24 protein-coding genes are annotated in these 24,069 nt (G+C 33.9%); 12 read left to right on the plus strand and 12 right to left on the minus strand.

All coding sequences use genetic code 11. The annotated features are described in order from the left end of the window. Positions 1–2,030: M3 family metallopeptidase (locus Q0800_RS06490; RefSeq protein ID WP_299128434.1), on the minus strand; the 2,030-nt coding region annotated here is incomplete at its 3' end. Positions 2,031–2,153: 123 nt separating this feature from the next. Beyond that, on the minus strand, positions 2,154–2,855 hold the full coding sequence (locus Q0800_RS06495) for a peptidylprolyl isomerase (protein ID WP_299128435.1): 702 nt from the start codon (positions 2,853–2,855) through the stop codon (positions 2,154–2,156). Between the two features lie 2 nt (positions 2,856–2,857). Here Q0800_RS06495 and Q0800_RS06500 point away from each other — a divergent pair, with 2 nt between their 5' ends. Next, on the plus strand, positions 2,858–3,496 hold the full coding sequence (locus Q0800_RS06500) for a CoA pyrophosphatase (protein ID WP_299128436.1): 639 nt from the start codon (positions 2,858–2,860) through the stop codon (positions 3,494–3,496). A gap of 48 nt (positions 3,497–3,544) precedes the next feature. Continuing rightward, a complete protein-coding gene (locus Q0800_RS06505) occupies positions 3,545–4,345 on the plus strand; it encodes a lysophospholipid acyltransferase family protein (protein ID WP_299128437.1) in 801 nt (266 codons plus the stop codon). 144 nt (positions 4,346–4,489) lie between these two features. Here the strand turns inward: Q0800_RS06505 and Q0800_RS06510 are convergent, their stop codons facing one another. Both Q0800_RS06510 and Q0800_RS06515 read right to left on the minus strand, forming a co-directional pair. After that, the gene (locus Q0800_RS06510) at positions 4,490–5,122 is read right to left on the minus strand and encodes a hypothetical protein (RefSeq protein ID WP_299128438.1); all 633 of its coding nucleotides are present in this window, start codon (positions 5,120–5,122) and stop codon (positions 4,490–4,492) included. 4 nt (positions 5,123–5,126) lie between these two features. Continuing rightward, the gene (locus tag Q0800_RS06515) at positions 5,127–5,621 is read right to left on the minus strand and encodes an RNA polymerase sigma factor (protein WP_299128439.1); all 495 of its coding nucleotides are present in this window, start codon (positions 5,619–5,621) and stop codon (positions 5,127–5,129) included. A gap of 193 nt (positions 5,622–5,814) precedes the next feature. Between Q0800_RS06515 and Q0800_RS06520 the strand changes: the two genes are divergently transcribed. Continuing rightward, positions 5,815–7,989 (plus strand): TonB-dependent receptor, encoded by a 2,175-nt coding sequence (locus Q0800_RS06520; RefSeq protein WP_299128440.1) that lies wholly within the window; start codon positions 5,815–5,817, stop codon positions 7,987–7,989. A gap of 91 nt (positions 7,990–8,080) precedes the next feature. Here the strand turns inward: Q0800_RS06520 and Q0800_RS06525 are convergent, their stop codons facing one another. Genes Q0800_RS06525 through Q0800_RS06535 form a run of 3 tightly spaced genes read right to left on the minus strand, consistent with a single transcriptional unit; the run spans position 8,081 to position 9,443 of the window. Beyond that, positions 8,081–8,614, minus strand: a complete 534-nt coding sequence (locus Q0800_RS06525) for a GNAT family N-acetyltransferase (protein WP_299128441.1) — start codon at positions 8,612–8,614, stop codon at positions 8,081–8,083. A 2-nt stretch (positions 8,615–8,616) separates the two neighbouring features. After that, the gene (locus Q0800_RS06530; protein WP_299128442.1) at positions 8,617–8,877 is read right to left on the minus strand and encodes a hypothetical protein; all 261 of its coding nucleotides are present in this window, start codon (positions 8,875–8,877) and stop codon (positions 8,617–8,619) included. Positions 8,878–8,888: 11 nt separating this feature from the next. Continuing rightward, positions 8,889–9,443 (minus strand): thioredoxin family protein, encoded by a 555-nt coding sequence (locus tag Q0800_RS06535; protein ID WP_299128443.1) that lies wholly within the window; start codon positions 9,441–9,443, stop codon positions 8,889–8,891. Between the two features lie 141 nt (positions 9,444–9,584). Here Q0800_RS06535 and Q0800_RS06540 point away from each other — a divergent pair, with 141 nt between their 5' ends. Beyond that, a complete protein-coding gene (locus tag Q0800_RS06540) occupies positions 9,585–9,926 on the plus strand; it encodes a tRNA-binding protein (RefSeq protein WP_299128444.1) in 342 nt (113 codons plus the stop codon). 159 nt (positions 9,927–10,085) lie between these two features. On the opposite strand, the gene Q0800_RS06545 is transcribed toward Q0800_RS06540, so the two are convergent. From Q0800_RS06545 to Q0800_RS06555, 3 genes are all read right to left on the minus strand, one after another. Then, the gene (locus Q0800_RS06545; RefSeq protein ID WP_299128445.1) at positions 10,086–12,596 is read right to left on the minus strand and encodes a M14 family metallopeptidase; all 2,511 of its coding nucleotides are present in this window, start codon (positions 12,594–12,596) and stop codon (positions 10,086–10,088) included. An 86-nt stretch (positions 12,597–12,682) separates the two neighbouring features. Then, complete coding sequence (locus tag Q0800_RS06550) at positions 12,683–13,072, minus strand: PUR family DNA/RNA-binding protein (RefSeq protein ID WP_299128446.1); 390 nt, start codon at positions 13,070–13,072, stop codon at positions 12,683–12,685. Between the two features lie 62 nt (positions 13,073–13,134). Then, positions 13,135–14,892, minus strand: coding sequence for an ABC transporter ATP-binding protein (locus Q0800_RS06555; RefSeq protein WP_299128447.1), 1,758 nt, complete (start codon positions 14,890–14,892; stop codon positions 13,135–13,137). 135 nt (positions 14,893–15,027) lie between these two features. On the opposite strand from Q0800_RS06555, the gene Q0800_RS06560 reads away from it, so the two are divergent. The 4 genes from Q0800_RS06560 to yajC all read left to right on the plus strand — a co-directional run bounded on the left by Q0800_RS06560 (position 15,028) and on the right by yajC (position 18,145). Continuing rightward, entirely contained in the window at positions 15,028–16,131 is a 1,104-nt protein-coding gene (locus tag Q0800_RS06560) for a Glu/Leu/Phe/Val dehydrogenase (protein ID WP_299128448.1), read from the plus strand. A 131-nt stretch (positions 16,132–16,262) separates the two neighbouring features. Then, positions 16,263–17,174 carry a transcription antitermination factor NusB gene (gene nusB, locus Q0800_RS06565; RefSeq protein ID WP_299128449.1) on the plus strand — a complete coding sequence of 304 codons (912 nt, stop codon included), beginning with the start codon at positions 16,263–16,265 and terminating at the stop codon, positions 17,172–17,174. Between the two features lie 123 nt (positions 17,175–17,297). Beyond that, the gene (locus Q0800_RS06570; RefSeq protein ID WP_299128450.1) at positions 17,298–17,840 is read left to right on the plus strand and encodes a DUF1573 domain-containing protein; all 543 of its coding nucleotides are present in this window, start codon (positions 17,298–17,300) and stop codon (positions 17,838–17,840) included. Between the two features lie 14 nt (positions 17,841–17,854). After that, the gene (yajC, locus tag Q0800_RS06575) at positions 17,855–18,145 is read left to right on the plus strand and encodes a preprotein translocase subunit YajC (protein ID WP_299128451.1); all 291 of its coding nucleotides are present in this window, start codon (positions 17,855–17,857) and stop codon (positions 18,143–18,145) included. Positions 18,146–18,196: 51 nt separating this feature from the next. Here yajC and Q0800_RS06580 read toward each other — a convergent pair whose 3' ends face one another. Together Q0800_RS06580 and pepT are read right to left on the minus strand one after the other, a co-directional pair. Continuing rightward, positions 18,197–18,796, minus strand: coding sequence for a DUF1801 domain-containing protein (locus Q0800_RS06580; protein ID WP_299128454.1), 600 nt, complete (start codon positions 18,794–18,796; stop codon positions 18,197–18,199). 1 nt (position 18,797) lies between these two features. Further along, the gene (gene pepT / locus Q0800_RS06585) at positions 18,798–20,039 is read right to left on the minus strand and encodes a peptidase T (protein WP_299128455.1); all 1,242 of its coding nucleotides are present in this window, start codon (positions 20,037–20,039) and stop codon (positions 18,798–18,800) included. 112 nt (positions 20,040–20,151) lie between these two features. Between pepT and Q0800_RS06590 the strand changes: the two genes are divergently transcribed. From Q0800_RS06590 to Q0800_RS06605, 4 genes are all read left to right on the plus strand, one after another. Next, positions 20,152–21,186 carry a quinone-dependent dihydroorotate dehydrogenase gene (locus Q0800_RS06590; protein WP_299128457.1) on the plus strand — a complete coding sequence of 345 codons (1,035 nt, stop codon included), beginning with the start codon at positions 20,152–20,154 and terminating at the stop codon, positions 21,184–21,186. A gap of 1 nt (position 21,187) precedes the next feature. After that, complete coding sequence (locus Q0800_RS06595) at positions 21,188–21,805, plus strand: LysE family translocator (RefSeq protein WP_299128459.1); 618 nt, start codon at positions 21,188–21,190, stop codon at positions 21,803–21,805. Positions 21,806–21,866: 61 nt separating this feature from the next. Further along, complete coding sequence (locus Q0800_RS06600; protein ID WP_299128461.1) at positions 21,867–22,730, plus strand: hydroxymethylglutaryl-CoA lyase; 864 nt, start codon at positions 21,867–21,869, stop codon at positions 22,728–22,730. A gap of 196 nt (positions 22,731–22,926) precedes the next feature. Then, entirely contained in the window at positions 22,927–24,054 is a 1,128-nt protein-coding gene (locus Q0800_RS06605) for a hypothetical protein (RefSeq protein ID WP_299128462.1), read from the plus strand. Positions 24,055–24,069: the final 15 nt, after the last annotated feature.

Here is a 24,069-nt window from a genome sequence, read left to right on the forward strand (position 1 = left end):
AGGTATTTTACCAATTTATCTGCTAAATTTTTATCATAAAATCCATCTGGTGCGTTTCTAAAGGCTTCAGACGCATCACTGGTTAAGACATCTGCCCACATATAACCATAATAAGCTGTGGCATAACCTTCACCAGAAAATACATGGCCAAAATGTGGTGTTCTATGACGCATAGGTAATTCTTTTGGCATACCTAATTCGTCTAGAGTTTCGCGCTCAAACTTATCAATATCTATATCGGTTGGATCTGCCAAATGCAATTTCATGTCAATTAGAGCAGAAGCAAGGTATTCTGTTGTTCCGAATCCTTGGTTAAAGGTAGAGGCGTTTTTAATTTTTTTAACCAATTCTGTAGGAATAGGCTCGCCTGTTTTATAATGTACCAAATAGTTTTTAATGACTTTATCGGTAGATAACCAACGCTCTAAAAGTTGCGATTGAAATTCGGTATAATCCCTCACACCACCTTGTAGTGTTGGATATTTTACATCCGCTGCGAAAAAGTGTAAAGCATGTCCAAACTCATGAAAAAACGTTGTTGCATCGTCCCAAGACACCAAAACAGCTTCGCCTGGTGCTGGTTTTATAAAGTTAGAGTTGTTAGAGGCTAAGACATTGGTTTGTCCTTCAAAAGTTGTTGAGCTTCTGTACGTTGTTGCCCAAGCTCCAGAACGTTTTCCTTCGCGAGCATAAGGGTCTAAATACCAAAGTCCAATATGTTTATTAGAGTCTTTATCAGTGACTTCCCAAACATTAACATCTTCATGAAATACAGGTACTGTATTGTCCTCAACTGGTGTAAATTTATAATTGAATAACTCACCTGCAACAAAGAACATAGCTTCGGTTAATTTATCTAATTGTAGATATTGCTTTACTTCATCACTATCTAAATCGTATTTCTTTTGACGCACTTTTTCTGCATAATAGCGATAATCCCATGGTTCAATTGTTATACGATCTCCAAGTTCATTAGCAACGGCTTGCATATCTGCTACTTCTTCTTTTACTCTCGCAGTAGCAGCTGGCCAAACTTTTAGCATTAAGTCCATAGCATTTTCAGGGTTCTTGGCCATGCGGTCTTGCAACCTCCATTGCGCATAGTTGTCGTAACCTAGCAGGCCAACACGCTCTTTACGGAGTTTTAAAATGGCGGCAATAATTTTATTGTTGTCGTACTGGTCACCATTATCACCTCTAGAATAATAATTCTCCCAAACTTTTTTTCGTAATTCGCGTTCTGTGGAGTAGGTAAGAAAAGGATCCATTGAGGACCTTGTATTAGTAATGGCATATTGGCCGTCTTTACCTTTGTCTGCTGCAATCTTTGCGGCAGATTTAATAAAGCCTTCGGATAAACCTCCAAGTTGATCTTTGGTTAAATAAGTTATGTAGTTTTCCTCGTCGTGTAAAACGTTATTTGAAAACGTAGTGTACAATGAAGATAATTCCTTATTAATTTCTGCATAACGCTTTTTCTTTTCGGTATCTAGGTTAGCACCATTCATTTCAAATTGCTTATAGATTAAATCTATGACGCGCTGTTCTTGTGGTCCTAACGGGTTGTTTTGTGATGCGTCGTATAAGGTTTTTATACGCTGAAAAAGTTTTGTATTCTGTGAAATTTTAGAGCGAAAGTCAGACAGTTTTGGTGCCAGTTCCGCTTGTACTTTTCTAAATTCTGGAGACGACACATTACTGCTCATTATACCATAATAGGCAAATAAGCGATTAAGCGGTTTACCAGCACTTTCCATAGCAATAATTGTATTATCAAAGGTTGGTGCATCTGTATTATTAGCAATGGCATCAATTTCCGCAAGATTAAGCTCCATTCCTATTTCTACCGCTTGCTTAACATCCGCGACGTTCATTTTATCAAAAGCGGGTACGCCTTGGTAAGGGCCTGTCCATTCGTGTAATAAGACGTTATCAGTCATTAATTTATTTTGCGTTTTGGGTTCTTCTTTACAACTTAAAAATAAAATTATAATACTTAGTGTAACAGTGTTGAGGGATTTAATAGTCATGGTAGTTCGTTTTACAACATATTTAATTTATGCTACTGATCTAGTTTTAGCATCTACAAAGCATATATAGTTATATGCATAGGAGCTTTGAAGATACTAAAAACTAAAGTAGAGCCGTCTTAATTAATTGATAATTTCTACTTTTTTTATAAACACGCTTTTAATTGGCCATTCCCCTTTGTCGGTTTCTACGGCAGCAATTTTATCTACAGCCTCCATGCCTGCAATGACTTCACCAAAAACGGTATAATCTCCATCTAAGTGGTAGGCTCCATCTTTTTTCTGAACAATAAAAAACTGATAAGGGGATGCTAATTTATAGGCATTTTCAATTTCGCTACTTGGCATAGATACCGCACCTCTTTTGTGTGTATAGCCTCTTTTGGTATCTGGTGGTAAGAGGTAACGCCCAATACTACGACGTCTTTTGTAAATATCCATACCGTCACTACTACCACCTTGAATAACAAAATTTGGGACAACGCGGTAAAACTGTGTGTAATTAAAATAATTGCGTTTGGTAAGGTAAATAAAGTTAGCACGATGAAATTTAGTTTTATCGTACAACAGAATATCAATGTTGCCAAAGTCGGTATAGATCCTCACTTTATTTTCCTTATTTTCTTTTTCGTATTCTAAAAAGAATTCCATGGCGTTGTCGTCGGTGAGCACTGGGAATTCTGGTTTGTATTGATTTTTTTTTAGTGATGTTTTTGTAGCAACTAATGAATCTTTAGTAGGTTGCTTTGTACTTTCTTTTGAAGTTTGTTTATCTTCACAGTTGCATAAAAATAAGGCTACAACACTAATTACTAGAAATCTCATAAATGCGTTTTAAAACTTTTTTAGAATCTGTTGTAAAAATAAAACATCTCAATCTTTTTGGCGAATCTTCCCATGCTAAAATGTCTCCGCCTTATCGTCTTAAACTAGTAGAAGAAATGAAAGAAAAGGCTAAAGATGCAAAAACGGCAGCCGTCCTAGCGTTGTTTTACCCAAAGGAGGAAGAGACGTATTTAGTTTTAATTTTAAGAAAGACTTACAAAGGAGTTCATTCTGCACAAGTTGGTTTTCCTGGTGGTAAGTACGAGGATGAGGATGCAGATTTAAGAGCAACTGCGCTGCGAGAAGCAGAAGAGGAAGTAGGTGTGGCGCAATCTATGGTAAATATTCTAAAAAAATTATCTCCGCTTTACATTCCACCAAGTAATTTTATGGTACATCCCTATTTTGGTATCTCTGAATTTACACCAAAATTTATAAAGCAAGACGAAGAAGTAGAGGCTGTTTTAGAGGTGAAGCTGCAAGATGTTTTAGATAACCAAAATGCTATTGTTACAAAAGTAGCTACATCTTATAGTATTGAGGTTAAGGTGCCTGCATTTAAATTAAATGGATTCATAGTTTGGGGAGCCACTGCTATGATGCTAGGCGAAATAAAAGACTTGTTAAAACAAGTTTTGTAGCTTGTCTTATTTGTTACATTTGTAATTCAGTAAAATTGAAAACCAACTATGGGATTATTTAAAAAAAATCCTTTCGGACATATACTTTGGGTTAAAAAATGGCTCATAAGAATTTTGGGACTTTTAACGCATAGACGCTTTAGAGGCTTTAACGAACTACAGATTGAAGGTTCTGAAATTATTAAGAATCTTCCAGATACTAATGTCCTTTTTATTTCTAACCATCAAACCTACTTTGCAGATGTAATAGCTATGTTTCATGTGTTTAACGCAAGCTTAAGTGGTAGATTAGATAATATTAAAAATGTAGGTTACCTCTGGAATCCGAAGCTTAACATGTACTATGTTGCGGCTAAGGAAACTATGAAAGCTGGTCTTCTTCCAAAAATATTTGCTTACACAGGTTCTATAAGTATTGAGCGTACTTGGCGTTCTCAGGGTAAAGATGTTAAGCGACAAGTAAAAATGAGTGATATTACGGCTATTAAAAAAGCCTTAGACGATGGATGGGTAGTGACGTTTCCTCAAGGAACAACAACTCCTTTTAAGCCTATAAGAAAGGGGACAGCTCATATTATAAAACATTATAAACCGTTGGTAGTGCCTATTGTTATAGATGGTTTTAGACGCTCGTTTGATAAAAAAGGTCTGCGTATTAAAAAGAAAAATATTTATCAATCTTTTGAAGTAAAGCAACCTTTGCAAATTGATTATGAAAATGAGTCAATTGCAGATATCGTTGAAAAAATTGAATACGCTATAGAGCAACATCCTTCGTTTTTAAAAGTAATTCCTCAAGCAGAATTAGAAGAAAAAGAACGCCTGAATAAAGAATTAAGGGATTGGTAAAAGGCCAAAAAAGCCCCTTTATTGTTTTATTTGAAACCCTAAAGGTTGCTGAGATTCCCCAGAAGGAGAAATAATTTATCTCTTGCTTACCAAAGTTTTTTTTGTAACGCTGTGTTTTCTTTTAGTACTTTTTAAAAAAGCAATTTAAACTTCAAGTTTTTTTAGCTCATCATAATTTTTATTGAGGCGCTTTAATAATATGCCGTAAATGAGCCTGTAAAACAGCCATACAATAAGTAAAAATATTGCTGCAACTACTACCATGACAGCATAGACCATAAACATCTGAGCGGTTGAAGCCTCAGATATCATTTGATGGAAATCAGGATTGTCTTGGTATTCCATGTAAAACGAAACAGGTACGGAAAGAAAAATCATGGTGAGATTAAAAATCACATAATATTTTATGACTTTTCTAGTTTTTAAAATTCCTTCCATTAAGCGCTTAGCATTATCTGTTATTGAAATAGTCTTATAGGATTTAAATAACAAATAAATAAAAGTAAGTATAACCGCATAGCTAAATATGTTTACTGCAATAAACCAAGGATTTTCGTAACTTACTTCTAATTTTTCTCTTATAGTCGAGGATAAAAAATAGGGTAAAATACTTGCTAAAAGCCAAAACACCAATTCGCCAAGACTAATGTAAAATAAAGTTTTTACTATGGAGGACGATTTTCTTTGAAGCATGGGATAAATCTCTTCACCCGAAAAACTTTTAAAGTTAGCCCTATCCTTATCCCAATCCTTTTTTAATATTTCTAATTCATCCATAAGTTTACGGATTTAGTATTGTTTTTAATTTCTTTTTTACACGATTCATTTTTACACGAGCATTAACTTCTGTAATACCCAAAGTAGCACTGATCTCTCTATAGTCTTTGTCTTCTAAATACAAGAAAACTAAAGCTTTTTCAATATCATTTAGTTGGTGAACTGCTCTATAAAGCAACTTTAATTGTTGCTCTTCGGTATCATCGTATTCCTCAGCTTTTATTTTAAATTCTACAGCATCAAACTCTTGCGTATTAATACGACGTTTCGATTTTCTGTATAGTGTTATTGCTGTATTTAAACCTACACGATACATCCAAGTACTAAATTTAGAATCGCCCCTAAATTTTGGGTAAGCACGCCATAATTGTATTGTTATTTCCTGAAACAAATCATTATGAGCATCGGCATTGTTGGTGTACAAACGGCATACCTTATGCACAATGTTTTGGTGCTTTTGCAACTGCTCTACAAAACTATGTTCGAGTTCTTTGTTCAATTGACGTTTTTGGTTAGTTATTTATTTGTAGCCCTTATATAGACTTTGTTACAGTATTTAATAATTATTTCTAAAGATATTCAATTCATCGTGTAAAAATTACAGTTCGGTACATTAGAATTTGCACTGGTTTAAAAACGCTACAAATTTGTCTTATCAATTAAAAACGAACAGGTAATCATCAATCAAAAACATGAAAAAACTAATCATCATCATAAGCTTATGTCTTATTAATGTAGGCTTATCGCAAACTACAATTTCAGGAAAGGTAACGGATACTAAAGGCATACCTATCATTGGTGCTAATGTCTATTTAGAGGGCACGTATGATGGTGCAACAACTATAGAAAAGGGAAATTTTAGTTTTACTACTGAAGAAATTGGGGAACAGACCTTGGTTGTTTCTTACTTATCTTACGAAACAAAAACCATTGTTAACGATGTTTCTATGATGCGTCAGCTTCAAATTAAATTACGAGAAGATGTAGAATCCTTAGATGCTGTTATTATTAGTGCAGGTACATTTGAAGCAAGCGATAACAGTAAAGTTTCTGTCCTTAAGCCTTTAGATGTAGTAACTACCGCAAGTGCTTTGGGTGACTTTGTAGGTGCTTTGCAAACACTTCCAGGAACATCCAATAATGCAGAAGATGGTCGTCTGTTTGTAAGAGGCGGTGATGCCAGTGAAACCCAAATTTTTATCGATGGTATCCGCGTGTTTACACCATTTACACCGACAACTAATAATTTACCTGCACGTGGACGTTATTCACCCTTTTTGTTTGATGGTATAACGTTCTCAACAGGTGGGTATTCTGCAGAATTTGGCCAAGCATTATCTAGTGTATTATTATTAAATACTATTGACGAGCCAGACCAAAACAAAACCGATATTGGCCTTATGAGCGTTGGTGCTACCTTAGGTAACACACAAAAATGGGAAAAGTCTTCCTTAAGTTTTAATGCATCTTATATTAATTTGGCACCATATTTTAAAGTTTTTGATAATCGTAATACGTTTCAAAAACCGATTCAGGCCGCTCAAGGTGAAATGGTATATAGACGAAAGCTTAATAATGGTATTTTTAAGTTTTACTCGGCCTTTGATACGACTAACTTTAAACTCACCCAAGAGGATATTAATTTTGAGGAGGATTTAAATTTTAGTTTAAATAACAGAAATTTTTATCTTAATTCTTCTTACAAAGGCCTACTTGGCAATAGTTGGTCTATACAAACAGGTATAGGTTTTACGCACGATAATACTAAAAATGGTATTTCATCTGCAGCGATTAATAGTTTTGAAAACTCAGTACACTTAAAACTAAAGTTAAAGAAACGCTTTAGTAGTCGCTTTAAGTTAAGTTTAGGTGCAGAACAGTTTATAACAGGGTATAATGAAAGTTTTAAAACTAACGACTTTAATTTGGCCTATGGTTTTGATAATGCTATTACTGCTGGTTTTGCGGAGGCTGATATTATTTTCTCTAAAAAGTTGGCTCTAAAAGCAGGGATTCGTGCAGATTATAGTTCAATTTTTAACACAACAGAAGTTGGGCCTAGAGCAGCGTTAGCTTACAAAAGTTCTAAAAATGGTCAGTTTTCATTGGCTTATGGTAACTTTTTTCAGAACCCAAGCAATGGTATTCTTAGGTTTGAACAAGATTTACAGGCACAAAAAACAACGCAATACATCCTTAATTATCAATACGTTATTGATGGTAAAATATTTAGGGCAGAAGCCTATAGAAAAGATTATGATAATTTGGTGAAATTTGATGGTGATTTTATGAATATCAATAACGGTTTTAATAACACTATTAATTCTACCTTTAATACTACAGGAAACGGTTATGCTCAAGGTTTAGATTTGTTTTGGCGCGATAATACGAGTTTTAAAAATTTAGATTATTGGGTGAGCTATTCTTATTTAGATACAGAGCGTAATCACCAGAATTTCCCTAAAGCTGCGCAACCTAATTTTGCTTCGGATCATAATTTTTCGGTTGTTGGTAAATATTGGATTGAAGATTGGAAAAGTCAATTGGGCATCGATTATACGTTTGCCTCTGGCCGTCCGTATAACAATCCTAATACCAATGAATTTCTTGCAGAGCGTACAAAACCATTTAACAGTGTTAGTGTTAACTGGGCTTATTTAATAGATCAACAAAAGATATTATATGTATCGGTAAATAATGTCCTTGGATTTAAAAATATAAACGGCTATCAATATTCTAATACTCCAAACGTAAACGGGCAGTTTGACCGTATGGCATTTCGTCCTGCAACGGATCAATTCTTCTTTGTGGGCTTCTTTTGGACTATTAGCGAAAATGGAACTGATAATCAGTTAGATAATTTGTAGTTTAGAAAGTTAGAAGTTAGAAGTTAGACGTTAGACGTTAGACCTTAGAAGGTAGACGTTAGAAGGGATTACAATTAATTTAAATTTACTTCTAGGGAAGGGTTAGAGATGGGTCAGTAATTACATACCAATTACAGCGTTCGTTTTCATAAGTGAAAGTTCCTGAGTGTTGTAGTCCAATTTTTTTAAGGATATGGTTTGACGCTGTATGGTTAACATCAGCTGCAGCACAAATTTTCTTAAGTTTTAAATCGTTAAAACCAAATTGTAAAGAAGCTATTGCAGACTCAGTTGCATAGCCATTGCCCCAATGTTTTTCTTTAAAACGGTAACCGATGTCGTAATAATTAAATTCTTCACGCAGTTGACGTTCATATTTTAAGCCAGACCAGCCTAAAAATTCATTCGTATCCTTTTTTATTACAGCTAACCTGCCGATATTAAATTCTTGATATTGCTCTAAAATATCTTCAATCCATAATTTAGATTGTCCAATTGTTTTTATAGGATTATTACCTAAATATTTATGGACATTAGGATTAGAGTCCATCTCATAAAAATCCTGAGCATCAGCCATAGATACAGGTCTAAGAATGAGACGTTTAGTTTCTATTATGGTATTCACTATTAATACTTTATAAGATAAATGATTATAAAAATTAAAGACATATAGAAAATTCTTCCAAATATAGTTAGTTCTCTAGCTTGTTTAAGTTTTAAATCAAATCCATAACGTTTAAATCTTTCAATTTCAGATTTGTTGAAATCATTATTTTTCTTATTTATGGTTCCAAAGAATGCAAAAGGAAGAAAGAAAAATGATAATGATTCTGAAGCTTTAAGAGGGATAGTTTTTCTCTTTTGGTTATTTAAGTCCTCTTGTTGCATTATAATAGAAGTTATTTCCACTTAATATTACAACCCATACTCGGCTTTTGATTTTGGTTTACCGATTGGTTATTTAGTAAGGCATCCATTGCTGCTCTTAAGTCTTTTCCTGTAACAGGAATACCGTTTCCAGGTCGAGAACCATCTAATTGGCCAGCATAAACCAGTTCTAAACTGCTATTAAATAAGAAAAAATCTGGTGTGCAAGCCGCATCATAGGCTTTAGCTACCTCTTGAGTTTCGTCATACAAATACGGAAAAGGGTAGTGGTTAGCTTCGGCATGGGTTTTCATTTTCTCTGGTCCGTCTTGTGGATAGTTTACCACATCGTTACTAGAAATTGCGATACAGTTAATGCCTTTGTCTTTATAATCATTTGCTAACTGCACCAACTGTTCGTTAACATGGATTACAAAAGGGCAGTGGTTGCAAATAAACATTACTAAAGTACCGACGTTTCCTTTTAATTCATTTAAAGATTTAGACGTATCGTCTTTTGTATCTATTAATTTAAAATCTGGTGCTTTGGTACCTAAAGGCAACATGTTAGATTCTGTTCTTGCCATTATATTTTTTATTTTTAAAGCTTTTGTCACCCTGAGCGCAGTCGAAGGGTCTCATAATTCTATGGTTGGAAAGGTTTCGACTGCGCTCAACCTGACATTAAAAGTTCATTTAAAATAACAAGATACTGAAACAAGATCAGCATGACAACTAATAATTTAATAACATTTGAAGACTTTACAAAGGTAGATTTACGAATAGGGACTATAATCGAAGTCAATGATTTTCCTGAAGCACGTAAACCAGCTTATCAGCTTACCATTGATTTTGGTGATTTAGGTGTTAAAAAGTCCTCCGCTCAAATAACCACACAGTATTCAAAAGACGATTTATTGCATCGGCAAATTATTGCTACGGTCAACTTTCCTAAAAAGCAAATCGCTAATTTTATGAGTGAATGCCTAGTTATGGGTGCTGTTAAAGTTAATGATGTGTTTTTATTACATCCTGAAAGCAAGGTTAAGAACGGTTCGCAGGTATCTTAAATTTGTTTAATGGCTTAACTGTTTAATCATTGAGTTGTTGCAGTATGTCTAACTAAAATTAAACTCAAAGCTATAAATTTTGGTTGGCTCCTAGATATTCATTTCCCCTCTGGGGAATCTCAATAATCATTGAAGGAATTCTAACCATCAATTAGGGGCTTACATCTCATCCCTAAAGAAAATAGCATTCATTAATAGCTTATTAGTGCCATACCAAAAGGCTCTAAAATTTGTATTATCTGTAAATGCGATAATAGTTCCGCTACCAATACCTCCAATTTTTAAGGGAATGGACAAGCTTAAACTATCTAATTTTTCTTCAGAAATATAACCACTTAACAAGGGATTTTTAGTGTATTGAATAGGGTTGTCGTAACTGTTTTTATTCGGATTTATAAATAGCGTCGTGTTTCTAAAAAGTGCTAGTTTATCGGTCTTATAACCAAAATTTATGGGATGCGAACGGTCTAATTGTGTTTCAAAAATTGCACCTCCTATAACCTGAGCACCTCTAAAATTTCCACGCTGTTCGTGGCTTATATTTTTTGCTGTTAGACTATTTTTCTTAAAATCAATTTTCATTAATTCCTTTGAGTTAAGCCATCGCAAAGCATTTCTGTAAGCAATTAGTGTACCTCCGTTTTGAATCCAATTTTTTAGTTTCTTAGTGCTACCAGCATCTAACCCAGAGTAAGAGTTCACCATAATAATGGTATTATAACGGCTCAAATCTGCTCTGCCAAAATTTTCAGTATCGAGCTTGGTAGCTATAATATCGTAACGTGTGTCTAGTAAATGCCAAATTTCACCAGCATCGTAGGATGTTATGCCACTGCCCACAACAAGGGCCACTTTTGGGAGTTCTAAAGTTCTAAAATTATTGCTTCCTAAATCTACACCATCATTTAATCCTGTAGAAACAGCATCGATATATATGTGACTTTCTTTAGCAGCCTTGTCTAAAAAGGCATAGATTTCATCAACGGATAAGGTCTGATTTTTTGCAGGAATCATAATAGTACCATACTCATAAGCTATTCCGTTGGCTTTAAAATTCTTTAGGCTAACTTTAGCGCGTATCCCTTTTTTAAGAATATTGTTTAAAAGTTTAGGTGCGTAGTATTCGTTCCAAGGAAATAAGTAAGCGTAATTACTTTTAGAATTTACGCCTCCTTTTAAATGTTCTAAATTTGTAACTTCTTCTCCAACATTAGCAGTTGTGGTCTCAGTGTAATCTAGATTAAATGCAAGCGGAAATGTCCAGGCCGAAACATCGTAAAATAGACTATCCTGAAATGTTGTGCGCTTCTCAAACATGGCATTTACTAATCTGGTATTCTTCTGATTTTTTGGAATAATATAACTGTAGCCTTTTTTATAATTCTTTCCCTTGGCTGAAAAGTCGGATTTAATATTGTGGAATTTAATCTTATGACGTTTTAAAATCTCAGCTAAATGATAGGTTTTAGCGGCATCTTTTTCATCACCAAAAACAATAGCTTTGTTCCCTTGTTTTGAGGCTTCGGTACGCGCGTTTTTAAAAAAATTATGCTGATACTCTAAAAGCTCTTTTCGCATGCCATTTGCTGCTTTAAGTGTTGATAAAGCTGCGGTAAATTGATTTCTTATCGTAAAAGGAAACGTAAGAATACCATTGTCGCTTTCTTGTATATGGCCTCTAGAGCTTGCTTGCTCAAATAGTATCCCAATACCACCATTTATATCTGGAAACGTAGAGCCTTTACCATAATAGAAATCATCAAAACTTTCTTCAGAATAATAAAGCGATCCTATGCTGTCAAAAGCTTTTGCATGATATTTTGCAATACCTTTAGTTAACTCCTGATTCATTTTTGGTGTTAGAGGATGTGTACGCGATGGTATGCCTGGTTGAAAGAAAAAGGTAGAGTTGGTTCCCATTTCGTGGTGATCGGTTAAGATATTTGGCATCCACTGATGAAATGTTTTTATACGCGCTCTAGATTCTGGTAATTGTACCGGAAGCCAATCTCTGTTCATATCGAACCAATAATGATTGGTGCGTCCGCCTGGCCAAACTTCACTATATTCTCTGTCGTTTGGATCTGGATTGAGATTCATACCTCGATTGGTATTTGCCCAATAGGCGAAGCGTTGTAAACCATCTGGATTTAGAGATGGGTCTAATAAAATTATAGTATTTTTTAATAAGGCATCTATTTCGGCACCTTGTGCTGCTGCTAAATAATACACCAAAGCCAACGCTGCATTAGAGCCGCTTGCTTCGTTACCATGTATAGAAAACCCTTGGTAAACAACTATAGGCCTATCGTTAACTGTTGTTGTGTTTTCTTCTGTAGCTTTGAGATGTGCGCTTTTAATCTCGGCAATGTTTGAGTGGTTTGTGGGTGATGTTATTGTTAATAGTAGTAATGGTCTATTTTCAAAAGTAGTGCCTCTGTCCTCTATTGTAATACGGTTAGATGCTTCTGCAACAACGCGCATATACTGTATTAATTTATCGTGTGTAATATGCCATTCTCCAACCTCATGCCCAATGCTGCTTTTTGGAGTTGGTATGCTAGGATTAAAGGTGATATTTTGAGGTAAATAATACGATAGGTCTACTGTATTAGATTGTGAAAAAACAGATGTAGTGACTAAGATTAATAAAAGCGCAATGCGATGCATAAATTTATTGGGTTAGTTAAAGCTTAAAAATAAAAAACCCTGACGATAATTGTCAGGGTTTCTATTTTATTTAACAGAAGTTATAATTAGATATCGTCAAAACTAATATCTGTAAAACTATCTGTACTTTGTGTGTCTTCTGTTGTTTTTGCTTCTTGAGCTACAAAATCATCTTCGCGTTTAAAGTCTTTTTGGTGGCGTTCACTAATGACTTCTTCTCCTTTTTCGTTAATGATATAATCCGTCATTTCTACTAAGATTTCTCTAAACTCAGTAAAGTCTTCTTTGTAAAGGTAAATCTTATGTTTTTTGTAATGGAAGGATCCATCATCATTAGTAAATTTTTTACTTTCTGTAATGGTTAAGTAGTAATCACCTGCTTTAGTTGCTCTTACATCAAAAAAATAAGTTCGTCTTCCTGCACGTAGTACTTTAGAATATATCTCTTCTTTATCCATCATTCCATAATCGCTCATAGCTAATATCAATTTTTAATTTCAAATCAAAAATCTAAAAAAAAACCAAACTAACAAATAAATTATTGTATTTCTTTCTCGGAGAGCTGTTTTGTATAAAGTTCTTGGTAATATCCTTCAACAAGAATAAGTTCATCATGCGAACCTGACTGAATTATCTTACCATCCTCTAACACAATTATTTGGTCTGCATTTTTCGCTGATGAAACACGATGACTCACTATAATTGTTGTTTTATCTTTAGTTAATTTAACGAGGTTTTTAAGAATTTTTTCTTCTGTTTCTGTATCTACTGCAGATAAGCAATCATCAAAAAGTAAAATTTGTGGTTTTTTAATAATAGCTCTAGCAATGGAGACACGTTGTTTTTGACCGCCAGAGAGCGTAATGCCACGCTCGCCAAGTATAGTATCATAACCTTTACTAAAACCAATTATATTTTTATGAACTCTTGCATTTTTTGCGGCTTCTATAACCTCATGATCTGTAGCATCCTCTTTACCAAACTTTATGTTATTTTTTATGGTGTCTGAAAACAGAAATGCATCTTGCGGTACATAGCCAATACACGCTCTTAAACTGTATAGATTAAGTTTAGAGATTTTGGTATTATCTACTAAAACTTCGCCATTATCTATATCGTACAGACGACCTATTAAATCTAATATTGTTGATTTACCAGAACCTGTTTTGCCTAAAATTGCTAGGGTTTTACCAGATTGAAGCGAAAAACTCACATCCTTTAAAGCTTCAATATTGGTGTCTGGGTATACAAAGGATACGTTTTTAAATTCTATAGTACCCGTAATTGGTGTGAGTTCTATAGCTTTGTTTTGTATTGCTGGCTCAGTTTTTAAAAACTCATTTATGCGCTCTTGTGAGGCTTCCGCTTGCTGCACAAGGGAGGTTACCCAACCTACTGTTGCTACTGGCCAAGTTAGCATATTTACATAAATTATGAATTCTGCTATTGTGCCTATTTTTTCAATCTCACCATTAATGTATTGCATACCTCCAATGTAGATCACTATTAAGTTGCTAATACCAATAAGTAGTATCATTAAAGGGAAAAATAAGGCTTGCACCTTTGTTAAATTAATTTGTTTTCGACGATTCTGGGCAGATAAATCTTCAAATTCTGAATTTGTTCGAGGTTCTATACCATAAGATTTAATTACAGAAATACCACTGAATGTTTCTTGCGTATACGTAGAAAGTGTAGATAATGATTGTTGTACAATTGTACTACGTTTGTTTATTAGCCTACTCAATTTGTAGATAGCAATAGATAAAATAGGTAAAGGTAATAGCGTGTAAAGTGTTAATTTAGGTGCTGTGCTTACCATGTATATTATGGCTACAGTAAACAGGGTAATTGTATTAATGGTGTACATAAGTGCTGGGCCAACATACATCCTTACTTTACCAACATCCTCACTTATTCGGTTCATTAAATCACCAGTTCTGTTTGTTTTATAAAAATTTAAGGATAAAACTTGGTAATGTTGATAAATCTCATTTTTTAGATCATATTCAATATAGCGAGATACATTAATAATGGTTTGACGCATTAAAAACGTAAAAACACCAGCAATAATAGCAGCACCTATAATGTAGGACACATCAGTTATAAGTTCAGACTTAAAAACTTCATAAGATAGTTTACCGGCTAACCGATCTGAGATTATATTAATAGCATCTCCTACAAAACGCGGAGTAAATAGAACAAATATTTTTGCTATAATGGTAATGATAATACCAATTATTAATCGGTATCTGTATTTAAAAAAGTATTTATTAAGGTGCTTAAGTGCTTTCATTATAAATTTAAACCGTCAAAAATATTGCGATAATCTTATTTTGGCGTTAATATTTTGCTAATCCTTTATTATTGATTTACTTTGGATGATTGCTTTTAGATAATCTTTTAAGCAAGCCTTAAACCCAGATTAAAAATGACTTCAGAAATAATACCTGCTAAATCACTTCTAAAAGTTGATCCTGTATTTGGTCAGCATTCCTTTGATGATCACGAACAAATTGTTTTCTGTAACGACAAAGATACTGGTTTAAAGGCAATAATTGGTATACATAATACGGTATTAGGACCTGCTTTAGGTGGTACTAGAATGTGGAATTATGCTAACGAATGGGAAGCGCTTAATGATGCTCTGCGTCTTTCTCGAGGTATGACGCTTAAATCTGCCATTGCAGGTTTAAATTTAGGTGGTGGTAAAGCGGTGATTATTGGAGATGCTAAAACTCAAAAAACACCAGAATTAGTAAGACGGTTTGCTGAGTTTGTACATTCATTAAACGGAAAGTATATTACTGCTGTAGATGTTGGTATGACGACGCAAGATATGGATACAGTACGAAAAGTAACTCCTTATGTAACAGGTATATCCGAAAGAAAGGGAGGTGTTGGTAATCCTTCGCCAATAACAGCTTATGGTGTTTTTATGGGAATGAAAGCAGCAGCTAAATTTAAATATGGCTCTGATGTATTAGAGGATAAAACCATTTACGTACAAGGTGTAGGGCAGGTTGGTGAGGCTTTGGTAGAGCATTTAATTAATGAAGGCGCTAAGGTAACTATAGCAGATATTAATACAGAACGATTAGAGGAGGTAAGTAGTAAATATGGCGCTACTCTATATACCGGAAATGATATCTATAACGAGCCTATGGACATTTATGCGCCTTGTGCTTTAGGTGCTACAATTAACGATAATACAGCTTATAAAATTAAAGCAGATATAGTAGCAGGTGCAGCAAATAACCAGTTAGCTAATGAAAACACACATGGTAAAATTTTACACCAAAGAGGTATTGTTTATACCCCAGACTTTCTTATAAATGCAGGAGGAATCATAAATGTTTATGCAGAATTAGAGAATTATGATAGGCAAGAAATAATGCGAAAAACAGAAAATATTTATAATACGACCTTAGAAATTTTAGAGCACTCTAAGGCTAATGGTTTAACAACGCATATGGCTGCTTTAACAATTGCCAAAGAACGTATTGAAACCAGAAAACGAGAAACTGAGAAATAATTTTTTTCAGATTTAAATAATAGTATTTTTGCAAGGTGAGAAATTTTTAATACTCACCTTTTTTTATAAACTCATTAAAAAGAATAGTTCTTTACATTATGCTTAATAGAAGACATATTAGAATAAAAGTAATGCAATCTTTATATGCTTACAAGGGCACTGAGGGTGATGATTTTAAAAAAGACGAAACGTTTTTAAAACACAGCCTAGATAGTATGTATGATTTGCATCTCTCTATTTTAGCGTTACTCACAGAGATTCATAAAAAAGCAGAGGATTATAGTACTAAACTCAAGAAAAGACACCTCAATACAGATACACACCCTAATCTTAACACCAAACTTAAAGACAACCAGATACTACGATTTATTCGCGAAAATTCTATGGTACAGGACGTTATTGCAAAACGTAAACTGAATTTTTGGGATTTAGATTTTGAATACGTGGATATTCTATTCAAAGACATTATTAATAGTGAGTTGTATAAGACATATACTGAAGATTCCGACGATAGTTTAAAGAGCGATAAAGCATTTATCTTAAGCGCTTATTCCGAAATTATAGCACCTAATGATAAACTCTATAACTATTTTGAAGATAAAAAATTAACATGGGTAGATGATTTACCTGTTGTTAATACTATGCTTCTTAAGTTAATACGAAAAATTAAACTCACCGCTTCCGAGTCAATTTTGTTGCCAGATCTTTATAAAGACGAAGACGATAAAACCTTTGCAGAAGACCTATTTAAGAAAACCCTATTAAATACCTCTAAATTTTCTGAAGAGATTGCCTTAAAAACTAAGAATTGGGATAGCGAACGACTTGCAAGTATAGACGGTGTTTTATTAAAAATGGCACTTTGCGAATTTCAGAAGTTTTCATCGATACCTTATAAGGTTACAATTAATGAGTATTTAGAAATTGCAAAAGAATATTCAACACCAAAAAGTAGTTTATTTATTAATGGTATTTTAGATAAGATTGTTAAAGAATATCAAGCCGAGAAGCTTCATCTAAAAACAGGAAGAGGCTTAATGTAGTGCTAAATGAATAACATTAGGATTTACGACATCTGTTAAGAACATTTAAAAAGTTTCAAAAACCTTAAAATATTATTAACTTTGTCAACCTTAAATGAATATATAATAAATTAAAAAATAGTGATGAAAAAAGTAATTTTAGGACTTAGCGCCTTATGTATGTTAGCTTTTACCTCTTGTAAAGAAGATGCTGCAAGTAAAGTTAAATCCGAAAATGTTGCCGTAGCAGCAGAAAGAGATGCAAATTCTGGAAACTTCCCTGTTCTTGAATTAGACAAAGTAGAGCATGATTTTGGAACAATAATGAATGGTACACCAGTAGAAACTATCTTTAAATATAAAAATACAGGTGAGTCTATGCTCGTTGTAAGTAATATTAAAAGTACATGTGGGTGTACAGTGCCTTCTAACTATACAAGAGAAGTTAAGCCAGGTGAAGAAGGTCAATTTACTGTTAAGTTTAATGGAAAAGGTAATGGTAAAGTATCTAAATCTTTAACTATGACTACAAACACTGAGCAAGGCACACAAGTTGTTAAGATTACTGCAATGGTAGAGCCAGATCCAAACGCTCCAAAAAAAGCAGCTAGTCCGGTAGTAAAGAATCCACTTTCTACAGCTAAGACATCTACGCAACCAGGCCACGAAGGTCATAACCATAATTAATAACTAACGAATTAATGGAAGGATTAGGATCATTTTTACCATTTATAGCCATTTTTGCTGTAATGTATTTTTTTATGATAGCTCCACAAATGAAGCGTCAAAAGCAAGAGAAAAAATTTGCAAGCGAACTAAAGCGTGGTGATCGTGTTATTACCAAAAGCGGTATGCATGGAAAAGTGGTAGAATTAAATGATAAAGATCATAGTTGTGTAATTGAAACTATGGCAGGTAAATTAAAATTTGACCGCTCCGCAATATCTATGGAGATGAGTAAAAAATTGAATGTGCCAGCTAAAGTAAAGTAGATTGATCATTATAAAAAAAAAGCCGCTCTATAACCTAGAGCGGCTTTTTTTTTAACACTTTTTATACTTATCATTAAGGCCAACTCCTTTACAAATCATAGGTATAATTTTTTCCATTCGTTTGGTTTTTGTGGCTTCTCTTTTGGCTTCTGAAATATATTCGCAATATTCGCGTTGTTTTGCTGTTGTTAGGGCTTTAAAGGCTTCATTTACAGTAGTATTATTTTTTAAAAGATTGCTTAACTCAATAGGTACAACCAATGTTTTGGTTTTACGTTGTGGTTTAAGTTCTTTGCCTGCTCTTTGATTTTTAATAGCCTCTTTTATATAAGATAGAACAGCAGCCTCTCTAATATCAGATTTTGTTTCAAATCGCATTTGCCTTAGGGCTTTGGTCTTTCCCTCTTGTGCATTAGCCAAGAGATTGTGTTCGTCCTTTAAAAATACTCCCTGATGAAACCATAGACAAAAATGATGTTTAAATGCTCCAATGCCTAGTACGTTTTTTCCGTTAAGACAGTAGGTGGGCATGCTCCATTTAATGGTTTCTACAAGTTCAGTTGAATTTATGATTTTTCTCAGTAGTGTTAATTCATCGCTATAATGAGCGTTGTTTTCTATGTATTCTTCAACTGAGTAAACTTTTTTCATTTTACTGATGTTTCACTGCTGTTAATTCTGCAATTTTACAAATAACTTCAGTTGCTTTTATCATACTCTCTACAGGTACATACTCATAACGACCATGGAAGTTGTGACCACCGGCAAAAATATTAGGGCAAGGCAATCCCATATATGATAATTGTGAACCATCTGTTCCTCCTCTAATAGGCTTAATTAAAGGTTTTATGCCTATAGCTTTCATGGCTTCTTCAGCAATATCTACAATATGCATAACAGGCTCTACTTTTTCCTTCATATTGTAATACTGATCTTTAATTTCTATCTCAAAAATATCAGCTTCAAACTTTGTATTAAGATCTACTACAATTTTTTGCATAAGCGCTTTACGTGCTTCAAACTTGTCTTTATCGTGGTCTCTAATAATATATTCTAGTTCAGTACGCTCAACTTTGCCTTCAATTTTATAAAGGTGAAAAAAGCCTTCGTAGTCTTCGGTATGTTCAGGCACTTCTAGTTTTGGTAATGCATTGATAAACTTGGTAGCATAATACATAGAATTGACCATTTTTCCTTTAGCGTAACCAGGATGCACAATTTTACCTTTTACTTTTATTTTAGCACCTGCGGCATTAAAATTTTCGTATTCGAGTTCGCCAATTTGGCTACCATCAATAGTGTATGCCCAATCAGCACCAAATTTTTCTACGTCAAATTTGTGAGCACCTCTACCAATTTCTTCATCTGGTGTAAAACCAACTTTGAGTGTACCATGTTTTATTTCAGGATGATTAATAAGATACTCCATTGCAGAAACTATCTCTGTGATACCTGCTTTATCATCGGCACCCAAAAGTGTTGTACCATCTGTGGTGATTAGGGTCTGTCCTTTATAAAGTAGTAAATCTTCAAAATAACTTGGAGACAGTATAATATTCTCTTGTTGGTTTAAAATAATATCGTTTCCATCATAATTTTCAATAATCTGAGGTTTTACATTAGCGCCAGTAAAATCTGGTGATGTATCAAAATGAGAAATAAAACCAATCGTTGGCACATTGTGATCGACGTTACTAGGCAATGTCGCCATGATGTATGCATTATCATCTATAGTAACATCACTCATGCCAATAGACTTAAGTTCTTCTACTAGTTTATTAGCTAAATCCCATTGTTTAGCAGTACTCGGTGTAGTATTAGAGTTTGCGTCTGATTCCGTATCTATGGTTACATAGCTTATAAAACGGTTGATGATATGCTGTTTGTCTGTCATGTTTTTGGTTTATAATCAAAAATAATCAACACATGGTTAAGGCACAAGTCTAAGATATGTTTCTTTTTAGTTGTTAGTAATTGCGTTATTTTTGCCTAGTAATCTTTTTTTCATGTATAAAACCATTATCCGACCAATATTATTCAGTTTTGATCCTGAAAAAGTTCATCATTTCACCTTTTCATTGATTAGAAATATATCTAAAATTCCAGGTTTTAAAAGCTTGTTTAGAAAATTATATCTTGTTGAAGATCCGAGATTAGAACGCAAATTGTTTGGTTTAAAATTTAAAAATCCTGTGGGTCTAGCAGCTGGTTTTGATAAAAATGCGGTGCTTTATAATGAGCTAGCAAACTTTGGCTTTGGTTTTATTGAAATAGGAACTGTAACACCTAAAGGGCAAGCAGGTAATCCTAAAAAACGTCTATTTAGATTAAAAGACGACCAAGGCATTATAAACCGAATGGGTTTTAATAACGAAGGCTTAGATGCTGCAATAACACAGCTAAAAAAGAATAAGGGGGCGTTAATAATTGGAGGAAATATTGGGAAAAATACCCAAACCAAGCCAGAAGATTACACTAAAGATTATCTCTCTTGTTTTAATGGCTTGCATCCTTATGTAGATTACTTTGTACTTAATGTAAGTTGTCCTAATGTGGGTAGTCATGCTAAGCTAAATGACAAGGATTATTTATTAGAACTCATTGGTGCGGTACAAAACGCCAATAAGACTTTTGCAACACAAAAACCTATTTTGCTAAAAATTGCACCAGATTTAAATGATGGTCAACTCAATGAAATTATAGAACTCATTGCTGAGACTAAATTAGATGGTGTAATAGCAAGTAATACCTCTACAGACCGAAACCATCTTAAAGCAACTGATAAGCGTTTAGCTGAGATTGGTAACGGAGGTTTAAGCGGGCAGCCTATAAAATCAAATTCAACTCGGGTTATAAAATATTTGGCAGATAAAAGTAATAAGGCATTTCCTATCATTGGAGTAGGAGGGATTCACTCGGCTCAGGATGCTTTAGAAAAAATAGAAGCTGGAGCAGATTTAATACAAATTTACACAGGCTTTATATATGAAGGGCCTCAATTGATTAAAACTATCAATAAAGCACTCTTAAAAAAGGCTTAAATTGAATTTTGAATTGCTTATATCATTTGCACTTGCAACCTCTGTATTAGCCTTATCGCCTGGTCCTGATAATATTTATGTTTTAGTACAAAGTATTACAAACGGTAAAGCTTATGGATTGGCTACGGTATGTGGTTTAATTTTGGGTTGTATTATACATACCACGTTGTTAGCTTTTGGTGTTTCTGCAATAATTACAGCAAATACAACGCTGTTTTTTGGTATTAAAATATTAGGAGCCTTATACCTTTTATACATAGCTTATAAGGTATATACCTCAGATGCTCGGCTTAATTTTGATGCCACAATGACATCTATAAAGAGTTTAAAAGGCTTGTTTATAAAAGGTTTTTTTATGAATGTTTTAAATCCCAAGGTCACTATTTTCTTTTTGGCGTTTTTTCCAGGCTTTTTGTTTAGCGAAACTATGAGTACCGTCTATCAGTTTTATGTTTTGGGAGGCATTTTTATGCTGGTATCCTTTATCATCTTTTCTGCCATAGCTTTGCTTGCAGATCAGATAAAATATTACATCACTAAACATCAAAATTCGGGTATTGTACTTAAGTGGCTTCAAATCATCGTGTTTATGGGAATAGCAGTTTTTATTTTGGTATAAAGTATAAATTCGATTTCAGTTTCAACATCGTCTTCAATTTCATTTAATGTATATTTGAGTAATGAATAAAGCTGTAAAACTCATAGAATGTCCTAGAGATGCCATGCAAGGCATTAAAGAGTTTATCCCTACCGAGAACAAAGTACAGTATATTCAATCCTTATTACGAGTTGGTTTTGATACGATTGATTTCGGAAGCTTCGTTTCTCCAAAAGCCATACCTCAAATGGTAGATACGTCTAAAGTATTGTCTCAATTAGATCTAAGTGTCACTAAAAGTAAACTACTTGCTATTATAGCCAATGTACGTGGCGCAAATGATGCTTCTCAGCATGCAGAAATTGATTATCTGGGTTTTCCGTTTTCTATTTCTGAGAATTTTCAGATGCGTAATACGCACAAGACGATTGCTCAGTCTGTAGTTACCTTATCCGACATACTAAACATAGCCGATAAGACCAATAAAAAAGTTGTAGTTTATATTTCTATGGGCTTTGGTAATCCTTATGGTGACCCTTGGAATGTAGATATAGTAGGAGAGTGGACAGAACGTTTAGCCAAAATGGGAGTTGGTATTTTATCTTTGAGTGATACTATTGGTAGTTCTAATCCAGAAAATATAGCGTATTTATTTTCTAATCTTATCCCAAAATATCCTGACATTGAATTTGGAGCACATTTACATACCACACCTACCACTTGGTTCGAAAAAATAGATACTGCCTATAAAGCAGGTTGCAGACGATTTGATGGCGCTATACAAGGTTTTGGAGGTTGCCCAATGGCAAAAGATGAACTTACTGGTAATATGCCTACCGAAAAAATGCTCTCTTACTTTACACAAAAAAAAGCGCATCACCTTAGCGCTATGCCCTTTGAAAGCGCTTATAATGAGGCGACTAAAATCTTTACTAAGTATCATTAATTATTGAGCATTTTAGATGATTTATCTTCTTACAAAATAGATTCTTTATCTCAAGTATTTGATAAACAGTGTAATAAAAATTTATTTAAAATTAATCTAAATAAATTTTGATGATTAAAAATTCACGTTTATTTTTGCATTATTATTTATATCAAATCTTAATAAGAATAACATAGCAATCAAAAAAATCAAAAAAATGAAAAAAATAGCCTTAAGTTTATGTGTTGCAGCCAGCGTATTAGTATCGTGTTCAGATGATGATATACCAAATGACAACAATCCTAGTTTAACGATTCCGGCAGAATATATATCTACAGATTTTATTAATAATGTTGTTGCTGAAAATACCGTAGTAGATGAGTTAGCTACTATAACTACAGCGGCAAATGCAGCAGAAGCTAATGCACAATCAACAACTGTTGCAGCTATTGCCTATCCTACAACTTTATCTACTGTAACATTACCAAGCTACAGAACCCAAATTGAAGATTGGTTAGTAGAACTAGTTGCGGCAGCAAATTCTAATGAAGGTTTTATTAATCCTGGTTTTGGCAACACACCAGACGGATCAGATGAAGGTGGTCTTTTAGGGACACGTTTATTAGATGAATACGGGTTAGAGTTAGAACAAATGGTAGAAAAAGGATCTTTTGGTGCTGCACTTTACAATCATGCTATTACCGTAGTAAATGGCATAAAAAATGGTACTGAAGGTTTTACTGAAAGTAGTGCTATTGACAGACTTGTTGAAATACATGGAACAGAAGTAACTTTTAGTCCATCTGAGACTACAGCAGCAGCAACGTATTCTAGAAGACGTTCTGATCTTACAAATGAAACTGGCTTTTTCTACGATATAAGAGAAAATCTTTTAACAGCTAAAGCAGCGATGGAGGTTGGTAGTGATTTTATAGACCAAAGAGATCAAGCTCTCAATGATTATTTATTGAACTGGGAAAAGTCTAATTTTGCAACCGTAATTTACTACTGTAACGCTACAAAAGATCAGTTAACTGCAGCTTTTGATTTACCAGATGGTGCTGACAAAGACGCAGCATTGGGTAATGCATTGCACGCCTATGCAGAAGGTGTTGCCTTTGCACACGGATTTAAGGGACTTTCGGATAAATTAATTACGGATGCTGAGATTGATACTATTTTGTCCAAACTTTTGGCAGTAGAAAATGAAAATCCAGAAAGTCACAGATTTTTAAATGAAACCACCTTATTGTCTGATTTAGATAGTATAGTTGAAGATATTAAAAACATATATGGGTTTACTGATGCAGAAGTTGTTAGCTTCTACGTTAATAACAATCCATAAATTAATTAAGGCGTG

The sequence above is a fragment of the uncultured Winogradskyella sp. genome (genome assembly GCF_937958655.1).
GTDB lineage: Bacteria > Bacteroidota > Bacteroidia > Flavobacteriales > Flavobacteriaceae > Winogradskyella.

What these genes read in the sequence shown, in the direction of transcription:
- Q0800_RS06580 (WP_299128454.1), bottom strand. Translation starts at nt 18,796, where the DNA reads ATGAAAAAAGTTTACTCAGTTGAAGAATACATAGAAAACAACGCTCAT.
- Q0800_RS06545 (WP_299128445.1), bottom strand. Translation starts at nt 12,596, where the DNA reads ATGCATCGCATTGCGCTTTTATTAATCTTAGTCACTACATCTGTTTTT.
- Q0800_RS06550 (WP_299128446.1), bottom strand. Translation starts at nt 13,072, where the DNA reads ATGAGCGATTATGGAATGATGGATAAAGAAGAGATATATTCTAAAGTA.
- Q0800_RS06495 (WP_299128435.1), bottom strand. Translation starts at nt 2,855, where the DNA reads ATGAGATTTCTAGTAATTAGTGTTGTAGCCTTATTTTTATGCAACTGT.
- pepT (WP_299128455.1), bottom strand. Translation starts at nt 20,039, where the DNA reads ATGACAGACAAACAGCATATCATCAACCGTTTTATAAGCTATGTAACC.
- Q0800_RS06510 (WP_299128438.1), bottom strand. Translation starts at nt 5,122, where the DNA reads ATGGATGAATTAGAAATATTAAAAAAGGATTGGGATAAGGATAGGGCT.
- nusB (WP_299128449.1), top strand. Translation starts at nt 16,263, where the DNA reads ATGCAATCTTTATATGCTTACAAGGGCACTGAGGGTGATGATTTTAAA.
- Q0800_RS06590 (WP_299128457.1), top strand. Translation starts at nt 20,152, where the DNA reads ATGTATAAAACCATTATCCGACCAATATTATTCAGTTTTGATCCTGAA.
- Q0800_RS06505 (WP_299128437.1), top strand. Translation starts at nt 3,545, where the DNA reads ATGGGATTATTTAAAAAAAATCCTTTCGGACATATACTTTGGGTTAAA.
- Q0800_RS06530 (WP_299128442.1), bottom strand. Translation starts at nt 8,877, where the DNA reads ATGCAACAAGAGGACTTAAATAACCAAAAGAGAAAAACTATCCCTCTT.
- Q0800_RS06560 (WP_299128448.1), top strand. Translation starts at nt 15,028, where the DNA reads ATGACTTCAGAAATAATACCTGCTAAATCACTTCTAAAAGTTGATCCT.
- Q0800_RS06535 (WP_299128443.1), bottom strand. Translation starts at nt 9,443, where the DNA reads ATGGCAAGAACAGAATCTAACATGTTGCCTTTAGGTACCAAAGCACCA.
- Q0800_RS06540 (WP_299128444.1), top strand. Translation starts at nt 9,585, where the DNA reads ATGACAACTAATAATTTAATAACATTTGAAGACTTTACAAAGGTAGAT.
- Q0800_RS06570 (WP_299128450.1), top strand. Translation starts at nt 17,298, where the DNA reads ATGAAAAAAGTAATTTTAGGACTTAGCGCCTTATGTATGTTAGCTTTT.
- Q0800_RS06520 (WP_299128440.1), top strand. Translation starts at nt 5,815, where the DNA reads ATGAAAAAACTAATCATCATCATAAGCTTATGTCTTATTAATGTAGGC.
- yajC (WP_299128451.1), top strand. Translation starts at nt 17,855, where the DNA reads ATGGAAGGATTAGGATCATTTTTACCATTTATAGCCATTTTTGCTGTA.
- Q0800_RS06500 (WP_299128436.1), top strand. Translation starts at nt 2,858, where the DNA reads ATGCGTTTTAAAACTTTTTTAGAATCTGTTGTAAAAATAAAACATCTC.
- Q0800_RS06605 (WP_299128462.1), top strand. Translation starts at nt 22,927, where the DNA reads ATGAAAAAAATAGCCTTAAGTTTATGTGTTGCAGCCAGCGTATTAGTA.
- Q0800_RS06555 (WP_299128447.1), bottom strand. Translation starts at nt 14,892, where the DNA reads ATGAAAGCACTTAAGCACCTTAATAAATACTTTTTTAAATACAGATAC.
- Q0800_RS06600 (WP_299128461.1), top strand. Translation starts at nt 21,867, where the DNA reads ATGAATAAAGCTGTAAAACTCATAGAATGTCCTAGAGATGCCATGCAA.